Here is a 13,663-nt window from a genome sequence, read left to right on the forward strand (position 1 = left end):
ATGGATTCCCAACGCAATATTCTGTTAATTGCCCTACTGTTTGTCTCTTTTCTGCTTTTTCAACAGTGGAATACTGACAGCAACCCTCAGCCTCAAAGCCAGGGTGTAGAGCAACAATTAAACAGTGGTGATGTTCCTTCACATACAAGTGATGGCCAGCCAATTACTGACCAAAACACTTCCAACAACCTAATCACCATCAATACAGATGTACTGGCGCTAACTGTCGATACGCTTGGTGGCGATATTCTCGAAGCTAAACTACTTGCTTACGATAACGAAATGGAGTCGGAAGACCCATTCTTATTGCTAAAAAATGAACCTGGCCACAGCTTTACGGCTCAATCAGGTCTGATCGGTGCTCAAGGTATCGATACTGCTGCAGGTCGTGCACAGCTAACAGTAGACGGTGACAACTTCACCCTCGCTGACGGTTCGGATGAAATTCGTGTACCGATGACGTATGAAGAAAACGGCATCACTTACGTGAAGACATTCATCCTAAAACGCGGCAACTATGCCGTTGATGTTGAATACAGCATTAACAACCAATCAGACGCAGCAGCAAACGTACAAATGTACGCACAGCTAAAGCAGGACCTGATGGATGACGGCGGTAGCCTGACGATGCCGACCTACCGTGGTGGCGCATACTCAGCAGACAGCGTGAAATACAAAAAATACAGCTTTGATGATATGCAGGACAAAAATTTGAACCTGTCTATCGCTAATCAAGGTTGGGCTGCAATGATGCAGCACTACTTCGTGTCAGCTTGGATCCCGCGTACTGATGATGTAACGAACCTGTACACCCGTACCAGCAATGGTCAAGGCTACATCGGTGTTCGTATGCCAGCAACAACGATTGCACCGGGTAGTGAGCAAACACTAACAGCGACACTATGGGTTGGTCCTAAGCTTCAAGACCAGATGGCAGCAACCGCACCTAACCTGAACCTAACTGTAGACTATGGTTGGTTATGGTTTATTGCCAGCCCGCTACACAGCTTGCTGTCATTCATTCAGGGTATTGTGATTAACTGGGGTCTAGCAATCATTGTGCTAACCTTCATCGTTCGTGGTGCTATGTACCCACTAACGAAAGCACAATACACATCAATGGCAAAAATGCGCATGCTTCAGCCTCAGCTGACTGCAATGCGTGAGCGTTTAGGCGATGACCGCCAGCGTATGAGCCAAGAAATGATGGAGCTGTACAAGAAAGAGAAAGTGAACCCACTGGGTGGCTGTCTACCAATCTTGCTACAGATGCCTATTTTCATCTCGCTTTACTGGGCGCTAATGGAATCGGTTGAACTACGTCATACGCCATTCTTTGGTTGGATCACTGACTTATCAGCACAGGACCCGTACTACGTACTTCCTCTTCTGATGGGTGCAAGTATGTTCATGATCCAAAAAATGAGCCCGACAACCGTCACTGACCCTATGCAGCAGAAGATCATGACCTTCATGCCGGTGATGTTTACCTTCTTCTTCCTGTTCTTCCCATCAGGTCTAGTTCTTTACTGGCTAGTATCTAACGTCGTAACGCTTATCCAGCAGACGTTGATTTACCGCTCGTTGGAGAAGAAAGGCCTACATTCTAAATAAGTTTGTAGCCCAACAATGAGAAAAGGCGACCTGTTGGTCGCCTTTTTTATTTCTCTTAATTACCTGCTACAGTTTGCTACCACTGGGCATTCACAGCTAGTCTGTTTACAATTGCAGCGTATTTACCAAGCTAAGCCAAAATTATGATCGAACATACAGATACCATTGTTGCCCAAGCAACACCGCCAGGACGTGGGGGTGTTGGCATCATCCGCGTTTCAGGCCCACAGGCCAAGGAAGTGGCGCTTGCTGTTGCAGGCCGTGAGCTCAAAACACGCTACGCAGAATACTTACCCTTTAAAAATGAAGATGGTACGTCGCTTGATCAAGGCATCGCCTTGTTTTTCAAAGGGCCTAACTCCTTCACGGGTGAAGATGTACTCGAACTTCAAGGCCATGGCGGCCCCGTGCTTATGGATATGATGATTAAACGTATCCTGAAAATCACTGGTATCCGTGCAGCCCGCCCTGGCGAGTTCTCCGAGCGTGCATTTATGAACGATAAGCTCGATCTCGCGCAAGCTGAGGCGATTGCAGACCTAATCGATGCTAGTTCAGAAGAAGCCGCTAAAAGTGCCTTTAAATCGCTTCAGGGCGCGTTTTCGACTCGTATCAATGAACTGGTTGAAGCCCTTATCCACTTGCGGATCTACGTTGAAGCCGCCATTGATTTTCCTGAAGAAGAAATTGATTTCTTGTCCGATGGTAAAGTTACCGGTGATCTGTATGGCATTATTGACCGGCTAGAAGCCGTAAGACGTGAAGCCAACCAAGGTGCAATCATGCGCGAAGGCATGAAAGTGGTCATCGCCGGCCGCCCTAACGCTGGTAAATCAAGCCTATTGAACGCCCTATCCGGCAAAGATTCCGCCATTGTTACCGACATTGCAGGGACAACCAGAGATGTCTTGCGCGAACATATCCACATTGATGGTATGCCACTGCATATTATTGATACCGCAGGCCTACGTGAAGCCTCAGACGAAGTAGAGCGTATCGGGATAGAACGGGCGTGGGAAGAAATTGAACACGCAGATCGGGTATTGTTCATGGTTGACGGAACCACTACAGATGCCACCGATCCCGCCGAAATTTGGCCTGACTTTGTCGAACGCCTACCAAAGAACCTTGGTATTACGGTGATCCGCAACAAGGTTGAGTTAACAGGCGAAGATGCTGGTATCTGCCATGTTAATAATCCCACCCTAATACGCCTATCAGCCCGTACAGGCGATGGTGTTGATAACCTACGTGAGCACCTTAAAGAGTGCATGGGCTTCTCTGGAACGACAGAGGGAGGCTTTATGGCTCGCCGCCGTCATCTAGAAGCCTTAGAACAAGCCGCTAGCCACTTACAAATCGGTAAAGAGCAGCTCGAAGGCTACATGGCCGGTGAGATCCTTGCTGAAGAATTACGTTTAGCTCAACAGCACCTAAGTGAGATCACGGGGGAATTCTCTTCCGACGATCTTCTTGGTCGGATCTTCACGTCGTTCTGCATCGGCAAGTAAGCGATCCCAGCAACACGATCCTGCCCACAGCACAAACGCCTGTTTTTTGTGCTGTGGACTCTTTCCCCCTCCTTATGTCCTAGATACATCCCCGCATTTTTTAACGTTTTTCTCTCACGCCACAAGCAGTACAATCCCTCTATAACCCTTTTACTCCAACCTATAGAGATATTATGAGCCATATCACGCTTATTACAGGCAGCACCCTTGGTGGGGCCGAATACGTTGCCGATCACCTCTCAGATCTACTCGAACAAGATGGCCACAGCACCGATATCGTCAATCAAGCCGAGCTGTCAGCATTAAATATGCAAGGTATTTGGCTAATCGTTTGTTCAACCCATGGCGCAGGAGAATACCCAGATAATTTCCAGCCATTTGTACAACAACTGGAAGCCCAGCAACCAAGACTTAACGATCTTCAATATGGCGTTATTGGCCTCGGTGATAGCAATTATGACACCTTCTGTGCAGCCGCAAAAAGTGTCGATCAATTGCTAAAATCACTCGGTGGAATACGCCTTGGGGAGCGGTTAGACATCGATGTTTCACAAGATCCAATCCCGGAAGATCCCGCAGAAGCATGGCTTCAAACCTGGAAAACATCACTTTGTGGATAAAAAAAGGTCAATAATTACCCCAAAAGTGAGGTAATTTAAAACTTTTTTCTGTGGATAACTATAGATCTAAACGGTGATCAACCCATAGTTATCCATTTAATAACTTTAGTGGCTTAAGCCCCCTGTTGATAAGTAGCCATTTTGATCCCAGCTAATCCTTATGTTGATCCATGCTACTCCACAGCAATTGATCCTCTATAACATCATGATCATTAGGATCAAATATCGGTTATCCACACGATCGGGCGATCTATATAATAGATCTAATAGAAGATCTCTTTAAAAGATCTTATATATATTTAAGAAGCTCACTTTCGATGATCAAATGATCTTCAGGAAAGATTCTTTCTTTTCACGAAACAGGATAGAATGCACCTCCTTTGCTCAAAGATAACCCACTGGCAATTTTGATTACCCGAGGTAGTTTCATGTTTTACCAGGACAATTTTGATGTCATCGTCGTAGGTGGCGGTCATGCAGGCACAGAAGCTGCATTGGCAGCTGCTCGTATGGGACAAAAAACCCTATTGCTAACGCACAACATCGATACACTGGGACAGATGTCTTGTAACCCAGCAATCGGCGGGATCGGGAAAGGACACCTGGTTAAAGAAGTTGATGCCCTGGGTGGTTTAATGGCCCAGGCAATTGATAAGGGCGGAATTCAATTTCGTACCTTAAATTCCTCGAAAGGGCCTGCAGTTCGCGCCACTCGAGCTCAAGCCGACCGCGCATTGTACAAAGCTGCGGTACGTGAAAAACTGGAAAACCAACCTAACCTGATGTTATTTCAGCAATCTGTTGATGATTTGATTGTTGAAAATGAGCGTGCTGTGGGTGTGGTAACCGAAATGGGTCTTAAGTTTCGGGCAAAAACAGTCGTATTAACGGTAGGTACTTTCCTTGGCGGGAAAATTCATATTGGTTTAGAAAACTATCACGGTGGCCGTGCGGGTGATCCACCATCAATTGCACTGGCTTCGCGTTTGCGTGAATTGCCATTTCGTGTTGATCGTTTAAAAACGGGAACACCACCACGCATTGATGCACGTACTGTGGACTTTAGCCAGTTACAGGTACAGCACGGTGATAACCCGACGCCGCTTTTCTCATTTATGGGTAAAGCATCAGATCATCCGCGCCAAGTACCGTGTTTTATTACGCATACCAATGAGAAAACACATGATGTGATCCGAAATAATTTGGATCGTAGCCCAATGTATTCTGGTGTGATCGAAGGGATCGGCCCACGCTATTGTCCGTCGATCGAAGATAAAGTGATGCGTTTTGCCGATAAAAACAGTCACCAAATCTTTATCGAGCCGGAAGGACTCACAACACATGAGTTGTACCCTAATGGAATCTCAACAAGCCTGCCCTTTGATGTACAGATACAAATTGTACGTTCAATGCAGGGGTTTGAGAATGCGGCGATTGTTCGCCCAGGTTATGCCATTGAGTATGATTTCTTCGACCCACGCGATTTGAAACAAACCTTTGAAACGAAATTTATTGATGGTTTGTTCTTTGCCGGTCAGATTAACGGTACAACAGGTTACGAGGAAGCGGCGGCACAAGGCCTATTAGCGGGTATGAATGCGGCACTGCAGTCACAAGGCAAAGAGGGCTGGAGCCCTCGCCGTGATCAGGCTTACATGGGCGTATTGATTGATGATCTATCAACCATGGGTACAAAAGAACCGTACCGCATGTTTACGTCGCGCGCGGAGTACCGTTTGTTATTACGTGAAGACAATGCTGATTTGCGTTTAACGGAAGCTGGCCGTGAATTTGGCTTGGTTGATGATGAGCGTTGGGCTCGCTTTAATCAAAAAATTGAAAATATGGAACAAGAGCGCCAGCGCCTGAAAGGGTTATGGATCACGCCAACCTCAGAACGTGTCGCAGACGTTAACGCAATCTTAAAAACACCAATAGCGCGAGAAGCCAGCGGTGAGGATTTATTGCGTCGCCCTGAAGTGACCTATGAACAACTAACAAATATCGATATGTTTGGCCCTGCTCATGACGATACTCAAGCGAGCGAACAGGTTGAGACCCAGGTGAAGTACCAAGGCTATATCGATCGCCAGAAAGACGAAGTTGAAAAATCCTTACGTCATGAAAAAACCAAACTACCGTTCGAGTTAGATTACAGCCTAGTCAAAGGGTTATCGAACGAAGTGATCAGCAAGCTGAATGAGGCGAAGCCTGAAACTGTTGGTATGGCATCACGTATTTCAGGTATCACACCAGCCGCAATCTCATTGTTACTGGTGTACTTGAAAAAACACGGCATGCTGAAAAGAGGCGAATAGGAGTCATCTATGAAACAACGTCTAACTCAATTAATTGCACAAACCGATCTAACTGTCACCGAACAGCAAATTGATCTGTTAGTGGGTTATGTATCCATGCTACATAAATGGAATAAAGCGTATAACTTAACATCAGTTCGTGATCCGCAAGAGATGTTAGTGAAACATATTATGGATAGTATAATGGTAAGCCCTCACCTTCAGGGTGAGCGGTTTATTGATGTCGGAACGGGCCCTGGTTTGCCTGGTGTTCCATTGGCGATAATGAATCCAGATAAATCGTTTACCCTGCTTGATAGCTTGGGTAAACGTATCCGCTTCATTCGCCAAGTGATCCACGAACTGAAGATTAATAACGTAACGCCAGTACAGAGCCGTGTTGAAGAATTCCAGCCAGAGGTTGGCTTTGATGTGGTCTTGAGCCGTGCCTTTGCGTCGATGAATGATATGGTATCGTGGTGTCATCACCTGCCAGCGAAAGAAGGGCACTTTCTTGCTTTGAAAGGGCAATTTAATCAACAAGAAGTGGCAGAATTGCCTGAATGGTGTTCTGTGACAGAAGTCATATCTTTGCAAGTTCCAGAGTTAGATGGTGAGCGTCATCTAGTAGTCTTGGAAGCAAAGGCTTAAAGGATGAGGTTTTTTTGTGGGAAGAGTCATTGCAGTAGCCAACCAAAAGGGAGGCGTGGGTAAAACCACAACGTGTGTTAACTTGGCAGCATCATTGGCTGCGACACAGCGTCGGGTTCTGGTCATCGATCTGGATCCACAAGGGAATGCCACGATGGCGAGTGGTGTTGATAAGTACCAAGTTGATGCCACGGCATATGATCTTCTTGTCGAAGAGACCCCATTTAATGATGTCGTTATAACAGAGACCACGGGGAGCTATCATTTGATAGCTGCCAATGGTGATGTAACGGCAGCTGAAATCAAGCTGATGGAAGTGTTTGCGCGTGAAGTGCGGTTGCGAAATGCCTTAGCGGCAGTTCGTGATAACTATGATTTCATCTTTATTGATTGTCCTCCCGCATTAAACCTTCTTACAATCAATGCTATGACAGCGTCAGATTCTGTTCTTGTTCCAATGCAATGTGAATACTTTGCATTGGAGGGACTCACGGCATTGATGGACACCATCAGTAAACTCACCGCGGTCGTCAACAGTGACTTAAAAATCGAAGGTTTATTACGTACGATGTATGATCCGCGTAATCGACTGGCCAATGAAGTGTCTCAGCAATTAAAGAAACACTTTGGCGATAAAGTCTACCGTACCGTGATCCCGCGTAATGTTCGCTTGGCTGAAGCGCCAAGTCACGGTCGTCCTGCGATGTATTACGACAAATACTCCAGTGGTGCTAAGGCTTATTTAGCTTTGGCGGGTGAAATCATTCGTCGTGACGAGCTGGCACAACAGGCCGGCACGGTCGACGCGTAAGGGTCAACCATGAACATGAATAAACGAGGCCTAGGTAAAGGCCTTGATGCATTGTTAGCAACAAGCTCTGTTGCACAAGCAAAACAAGATAAAGCCGAACAGGCACAAACATTATCTGCTGATGGCGCATTACAAGAATTAGCCATCGGTCAGCTGCAGCCAGGTCGCTACCAGCCTCGAAAAGATATGTCTGATGAGGCATTGGCTGAGTTGGCTGAGTCGATTCGTGCACAAGGTGTCATTCAGCCAATTGTGGTGCGTGAAGTCGCAGCGCAGCAGTATGAAATCATCGCTGGCGAGCGCCGGTGGCGTGCATCGCGTCAAGCAGGGCTTCAGAAAGTGCCTTGTATCATTAAGAATGTGAACGACAGAGCTACTGTCGCAATAGCACTGATTGAAAACATTCAGCGTGAAGATCTTAATGCCATCGAAGAAGCACAAGCATTAGAAAGGCTGCAAAATGAGTTCTCGCTTACTCATCAGCAAGTCGCCGAAGCGGTTGGTAAGTCACGGGCTGCAGTTTCAAACCTACTGCGTTTGAATCAGCTTGAGGCACCGGTTAAGCGAATGGTTGAACAGAAATTGCTCGATATGGGACATGCCCGTGCGTTACTCGCATTGCCTGAAGAGTTGCAGTTAGAAGCTGCTCAAATTATCGTAACTAAAATGTTAACCGTTCGTGATGCTGAACGTTTGGTAAAAAAGATGTTAGCCCCCTCTCCTGAGCCCAAAGTTGCACCAGTTAATGTACAACTTGAAGCGGTAGAAAATCAGCTATCTGAGCGTTTTGGCACCCAAGTGGCGATTAATCAACAAAAAAGCGGTAAAGGAAAGATCGTTATCAGCTTTGATCAAGCCAACAAGTTAGAGCAACTTATTGCAATGCTTGAGCATAAAATGTGACGTAGAACGTGCATATTTTGTTGCAAAAATTACAATGACGTGATCAGGTTATTGTGTTGTAAAATATAACAGTTTTTTTTGCTGCGATTAGATTGCATTCAATCTAATGAGCCGTATAATTTTCGCAGTTATCCCAGCACGTCGTATGTGCAGTGGAAAGGACTCGAGGAACGAATACATGGTATCGGCGCTAGTTAAGCCAGGACGCCAATTGGCGAAGCGGTTACTCTTGCTACAATCTGGCGTCGTGTTGATAACGGCAATCATGGCAGTCTTTGCTGTCAGCGTTGACTGGGGAATCTCGGCTTTGATCGGTGGTGGCATTTTTGTAATTGCCAACACTGCATTTGCAGCCTGTGCCTTTTTATTTAGTGGTGCCCGTAAGGCACGACTAGTAATGGCATCCTTCTTTGGTGGTGAAGTATTAAAGATACTCATCACAGTCATCCTATTTGCCTTTGTTTACCTGTATATAGAGGTGGAACTTGTTCCCCTCAAACTGACCTATTTGCTGGCTCTTGGAATTAATATCTTTGGGCCGGTTTTATTCATTAACAACAACAAATAGGATGAGTTATGGCTGCGCCAGGTGAAGCGCTAACGCCGTCAGGTTACATTACTCACCACCTGACCAATTTGTCAGTGGGTGATGGTGGCTTCTGGACGGTGCATATAGATAGCCTGTTTTTCTCTGCTCTTACGGGTATGGCCTTCTTGTGGCTATTCCGTTCAGTAGCGAAAAAGGCGACATCAGGGGTTCCAAGTAAGCTACAGTGTTTTGTGGAAATGGTGGTTGAATTCGTTGATAGCAACGTTAAAGATACCTTTCATGGCCGCAACCCACTCATCGCTCCCTTGGCATTGACTATTTTTTGCTGGATCTTGCTGATGAACGTCATGGACTTAGTGCCAATTGATTTTCTTCCGTATGCCGCAGAACATGGTTTAGGTATTCCTTATCTTAAGGTTGTACCAACTGCAGATGTTAACATCACCATGGCAATGGCGTTAGGCGTGTTCGCATTGATGATCTACTACAGCATCAAAGTGAAAGGTCTTGGCGGTTTTGCTAAAGAACTGGCTCTTCACCCGTTCAATCACCCGGTTATGATTCCGTTCAACCTGCTTCTTGAAATTGTTTCGCTACTTGCGAAGCCGATTTCACTGGGGATGCGTTTGTTCGGTAACATGTTCGCAGGTGAGGTGGTGTTTATCCTAATCGCGGCATTGATGCCGTGGTGGGCACAATGGCTAGGCTCGGTACCGTGGGCAATTTTCCACGTCCTAGTCATTACAATTCAAGCATTCGTGTTTATGATGTTGACTATTGTGTACCTGTCTCAGGCACATGAAGACAATCATTAACGATTATTTGTAAATATTTTTAATTTTTACTGGCACTTTAGCCGACAACTATAAACTGGAGATAGTGATGGAAACTTTACTAAGCTTTTCTGCAATTGCCGTGGGCATCATTGTAGGTCTTGCTTCCCTTGGTACAGCGATCGGCTTCGCACTTCTAGGTGGTAAATTCCTTGAAGGTGCTGCTCGTCAGCCTGAAATGGCACCAATGCTGCAAGTTAAGATGTTCATCATTGCGGGTCTGCTTGATGCGGTTCCAATGATCGGTATCGTAATCGCTCTACTATTCACATTCGCAAACCCATTCGTTGGCCAACTAGCTGGTTAATAGAATAAACGATTGGACCCATAGCAACCCTTTTTAAGGAGATGCGTTGTGAATATGAATGCAACCTTGCTGGGTCAGGCAATTGCCTTCTTTATGTTTGTCGTGTTCTGCATGAAATATGTATGGCCACCAATCATGGAAGCGATTGAAGAACGTCAGAAGAAAATTGCTGACGGTTTAGCAGCGGCAGATCGCGCTGCTAAAGACCTGAACCTAGCGCAGGCAAATGCTTCTGATCAACTGAAAGAAGCAAAACGCACTGCAACTGAGATTATTGAGCAAGCTAACAAGCGTAAAGCTCAAATCGTCGATGAAGCGAAGGCTGAAGCCCTCGCTGAGCGTGACAAAATTCTGACTCAAGGCCTTGCTGAGATTGAAGCAGATCGTAACCGCGCTCGCGATGAATTAAGAAAACAAGTTGCAACTCTGGCCGTGATTGGTGCTGAGAAGATTATTGAGCGTTCGATTGATAAAGACGCCCATGCAGATCTTCTTAACAAAGTCACTGCAGAACTGTAATTAAAGGGGCAAGCACATGTCGGATATGACTACTATCGCACGCCCCTACGCTAAAGCAGCTTTTGATCTTGCGGTTGAGCAAGGTGAGCTAGTCCAATGGGCTGAAATGCTTACCTTTGCTGCCGAAGTAGCGAATAACGAAACGGTTCAGGACATCCTGGATAGTGGTTACGCTGCGGATAAGCTCACTGAAATTTTTGTTTCGGTGTGTGGCGAGCAACTCAACGAATTCGGTCAGAACCTATTAAAGGTGATGGCTGAAAATGGACGCTTGAAAGCCCTTCCTGCGGTATGCGACGGGTTCATGTTACTGAAAAGTGAGCATGAAAAAACTATCGATGCTGAGGTGACCTCTGCGGTTGCCCTTGATGATAGTCAACTTGACGCAATTAGCACGAAGCTGGCAAAGCGCCTTGATCGTAAGGTGAAGCTGAATTGCAGTGTAGACGAGACCCTGATAGCTGGGGTTGTAATTAGAGCTGGAGACTTAGTCATCGATAACTCAGTACGCGGCAAGTTAGACCGCCTGAGCGATACTTTGCAGTCTTGATTTGGGGAATTGGAGCATGCAACTTAATTCCACGGAAATTAGCGAACTGATCAAACAACGTATTGAAAACTTCAACGTTGTTAGTGAAGCTCGTAACGAAGGTACTATCGTATCGGTAAGCGATGGCATCATTCGTATCCATGGCCTTGCAGATGTAATGCAAGGTGAAATGATTGAATTACCTGGTGGCCGTTATGCACTAGCACTTAACCTTGAGCGAGACTCGGTTGGTGCTGTTGTAATGGGCCCATATGCTAACCTTCAGGAAGGCATGAAAGTAACGGGTACTGGTCGAATTCTTGAAGTACCAGTAGGCCCTGCACTTTTAGGCCGCGTAGTGAATACACTAGGCGAGCCAATTGATGGTAAAGGTCCAATCGAAACAGAGACATTCTCTCCTGTTGAAGTGATTGCACCGGGTGTTATCGACCGTAAATCTGTTGATCAGCCAGTTCAGACTGGCTACAAAGCAGTTGACTCGATGATCCCAATCGGCCGTGGCCAGCGTGAGCTGATCATCGGTGACCGCCAAACGGGTAAAACCGCAATGGCGATCGATGCCATCATCAACCAGAAAAACTCTGGTATTTACTCTGTTTATGTCGCTATCGGTCAGAAAGCTTCTACTATCGCAAACGTGGTACGTAAGCTGGAAGAACACGGCGCACTGGAAAACACCATTATCGTTGTTGCTTCAGCTTCTGAATCGGCAGCATTGCAATACCTTGCGCCATACGCAGGTTGTGCAATGGGTGAATACTTCCGTGACCGTGGTGAAGATGCGTTGATTGTATACGATGACCTGTCTAAGCAGGCTGTTGCGTACCGTCAGATTTCACTATTGCTTAAGCGTCCACCAGGCCGTGAAGCATTCCCTGGTGATGTTTTCTACTTACACTCTCGTCTTCTAGAGCGTGCATCTCGCGTAAGTGAGCACTACGTAGAAAAGTTCACGAATGGTAAAGTGAAAGGTCAAACAGGTTCACTGACTGCGCTTCCTATCATCGAAACGCAAGCTGGTGACGTATCTGCATTCGTACCAACCAACGTTATCTCGATTACCGATGGCCAGATCTTCTTACAGACGGAACTGTTCAATGCAGGTATTCGTCCAGCGGTTGATCCAGGTATCTCGGTATCACGTGTTGGTGGTGCAGCTCAGACTAAAGTCATCAAGAAACTGTCAGGTGGTATTCGTACTGCCCTTGCACAGTACCGTGAACTAGCAGCATTTGCTCAGTTCTCGTCGGACCTTGATGAAGCAACGAAGAAACAGCTTGATCATGGTCAGAAAGTAACTGAACTGATGAAGCAGAAGCAGTATTCACCGATGTCTGTATTTGAACAGGCTGTGGTTATCTTTGCTGCGGAAAAAGGTTATTTGAATGATGTTGAGCTGTCAAAGCTTGCTGATTTCGAAGCTGCGTTGCTTTCATATGCCAAAGGTCAATTTGCTGAGCTTGTATCTCAGATTGATGAAACGGGTGCGTGGAACGGTGAAATCGAAGCTCAGTTTGTAAAACTGGTTGAAGGTTTCAAAGCGACCCAGACTTGGTAATTGGTTGGTGGTCGCTTGCGATCACCTACTAACGGAGAGTAACGATGGCCGGCGCAAAAGAGATTCGTAACAAGATCGGTAGTGTTAAAAACACTCAGAAGATCACTAAAGCGATGGAGATGGTTGCCGCTTCAAAAATGCGTAAAACGCAAGAAGCGATGGAATCATCACGCCCATACGCACAAACTATGCGCAAAGTGATCGGTCATATCGCCCTTGGTAGTCTTGAGTATAAGCATCCTTATCTCGAAGAACGTGAAGCCAAGCGCGTGGGTTACATCATTATTTCAACTGACCGTGGTCTGTGTGGCGGTTTGAACATTAACTTGTTCAAGCAAGCGATGACAGATATTAAAGATTGGTCAGATAAAGGTGCAGATATTGACTTAGCGCTGGTTGGTGCTAAGGCTACTGGATTTTTTAACAGCTACGGCGGTAACGTGTTGGCTCAAGTATCCGGTTTGGGTGATAACCCATCGGTTGAGGAGTTGATTGGTACTGTTGGTGTCATGCTGAAGAAATATGATGAAGGCCAACTGGATCGCCTGTACTTGGTGTACAACAAGTTTGTAAACACCATGGTTCAGGAACCAGTGATCGATCAATTGCTGCCTTTGCCTAAGTCGGAAGATGAAGAAATGCAGCGCAACCACTCTTGGGACTACATTTATGAGCCTGAGCCTAAAGCCCTACTCGATACCTTGTTGATTCGTTATGTTGAATCACAAGCTTATCAGGGGGTTGTCGAAAACCTTGCTAGTGAGCAAGCGGCTCGAATGGTTGCGATGAAAGCAGCAACAGATAATGCAGGAGATCTGATTGATGAACTGCAGCTTGTGTATAACAAAGCCCGTCAGGCGGCGATTACACAAGAACTGTCAGAAATCGTTTCTGGTGCATCTGCTGTTTAAGGCAAAGAATTAATAAGTTTAGAGGATT

General features: G+C 46.1%; 14 protein-coding genes. All 14 read left to right on the forward strand.

Annotation, left to right across the window (positions count from 1 at the left end; genetic code table 11):
* The 14 genes from yidC to atpG all read left to right on the forward strand — a co-directional run bounded on the left by yidC (nucleotide 1) and on the right by atpG (nucleotide 13,635).
* Nucleotides 1-1,614, forward strand: coding sequence for a membrane protein insertase YidC (yidC, locus tag L4D78_RS19530; protein WP_428468488.1), 1,614 nt, complete (start codon nucleotides 1-3; stop codon nucleotides 1,612-1,614).
* A 143-nt stretch (nucleotides 1,615-1,757) separates the two neighbouring features.
* Nucleotides 1,758-3,125, forward strand: a complete 1,368-nt coding sequence (gene mnmE, locus L4D78_RS19535) for a tRNA uridine-5-carboxymethylaminomethyl(34) synthesis GTPase MnmE (protein ID WP_428468489.1) — start codon at nucleotides 1,758-1,760, stop codon at nucleotides 3,123-3,125.
* Nucleotides 3,126-3,298: 173 nt separating this feature from the next.
* Nucleotides 3,299-3,745, forward strand: coding sequence for an FMN-binding protein MioC (mioC, locus tag L4D78_RS19540; RefSeq protein WP_428468490.1), 447 nt, complete (start codon nucleotides 3,299-3,301; stop codon nucleotides 3,743-3,745).
* A 428-nt stretch (nucleotides 3,746-4,173) separates the two neighbouring features.
* Nucleotides 4,174-6,063 (forward strand): tRNA uridine-5-carboxymethylaminomethyl(34) synthesis enzyme MnmG, encoded by a 1,890-nt coding sequence (mnmG, locus tag L4D78_RS19545; RefSeq protein WP_428468491.1) that lies wholly within the window; start codon nucleotides 4,174-4,176, stop codon nucleotides 6,061-6,063.
* A 9-nt stretch (nucleotides 6,064-6,072) separates the two neighbouring features.
* On the forward strand, nucleotides 6,073-6,693 hold the full coding sequence (rsmG, locus tag L4D78_RS19550) for a 16S rRNA (guanine(527)-N(7))-methyltransferase RsmG (RefSeq protein WP_428468492.1): 621 nt from the start codon (nucleotides 6,073-6,075) through the stop codon (nucleotides 6,691-6,693).
* Between the two features lie 16 nt (nucleotides 6,694-6,709).
* The gene (locus L4D78_RS19555) at nucleotides 6,710-7,504 is read left to right on the forward strand and encodes a ParA family protein (protein ID WP_428468493.1); all 795 of its coding nucleotides are present in this window, start codon (nucleotides 6,710-6,712) and stop codon (nucleotides 7,502-7,504) included.
* Nucleotides 7,505-7,519: 15 nt separating this feature from the next.
* On the forward strand, nucleotides 7,520-8,407 hold the full coding sequence (locus tag L4D78_RS19560; RefSeq protein WP_428468527.1) for a ParB/RepB/Spo0J family partition protein: 888 nt from the start codon (nucleotides 7,520-7,522) through the stop codon (nucleotides 8,405-8,407).
* 178 nt (nucleotides 8,408-8,585) lie between these two features.
* A complete protein-coding gene (locus tag L4D78_RS19565; RefSeq protein WP_428458601.1) occupies nucleotides 8,586-8,975 on the forward strand; it encodes a F0F1 ATP synthase subunit I in 390 nt (129 codons plus the stop codon).
* Nucleotides 8,976-8,983: 8 nt separating this feature from the next.
* Nucleotides 8,984-9,772 (forward strand): F0F1 ATP synthase subunit A, encoded by a 789-nt coding sequence (atpB, locus tag L4D78_RS19570; protein WP_428468494.1) that lies wholly within the window; start codon nucleotides 8,984-8,986, stop codon nucleotides 9,770-9,772.
* 67 nt (nucleotides 9,773-9,839) lie between these two features.
* Nucleotides 9,840-10,097, forward strand: a complete 258-nt coding sequence (atpE, locus tag L4D78_RS19575; protein WP_005372317.1) for a F0F1 ATP synthase subunit C — start codon at nucleotides 9,840-9,842, stop codon at nucleotides 10,095-10,097.
* A 48-nt stretch (nucleotides 10,098-10,145) separates the two neighbouring features.
* On the forward strand, nucleotides 10,146-10,616 hold the full coding sequence (gene atpF, locus L4D78_RS19580; RefSeq protein ID WP_428468495.1) for a F0F1 ATP synthase subunit B: 471 nt from the start codon (nucleotides 10,146-10,148) through the stop codon (nucleotides 10,614-10,616).
* A 16-nt stretch (nucleotides 10,617-10,632) separates the two neighbouring features.
* Nucleotides 10,633-11,166 (forward strand): F0F1 ATP synthase subunit delta, encoded by a 534-nt coding sequence (gene atpH / locus L4D78_RS19585; RefSeq protein ID WP_428468496.1) that lies wholly within the window; start codon nucleotides 10,633-10,635, stop codon nucleotides 11,164-11,166.
* 16 nt (nucleotides 11,167-11,182) lie between these two features.
* Entirely contained in the window at nucleotides 11,183-12,724 is a 1,542-nt protein-coding gene (gene atpA / locus L4D78_RS19590) for a F0F1 ATP synthase subunit alpha (RefSeq protein ID WP_428468497.1), read from the forward strand.
* Nucleotides 12,725-12,768: 44 nt separating this feature from the next.
* A complete protein-coding gene (gene atpG / locus L4D78_RS19595; protein ID WP_428468498.1) occupies nucleotides 12,769-13,635 on the forward strand; it encodes a F0F1 ATP synthase subunit gamma in 867 nt (288 codons plus the stop codon).
* Nucleotides 13,636-13,663: the final 28 nt, after the last annotated feature.

The sequence above is a fragment of the Photobacterium minamisatsumaniensis genome (assembly GCF_050336695.1).
In the GTDB taxonomy this organism is placed as follows: domain Bacteria; phylum Pseudomonadota; class Gammaproteobacteria; order Enterobacterales; family Vibrionaceae; genus Photobacterium; species Photobacterium minamisatsumaniensis.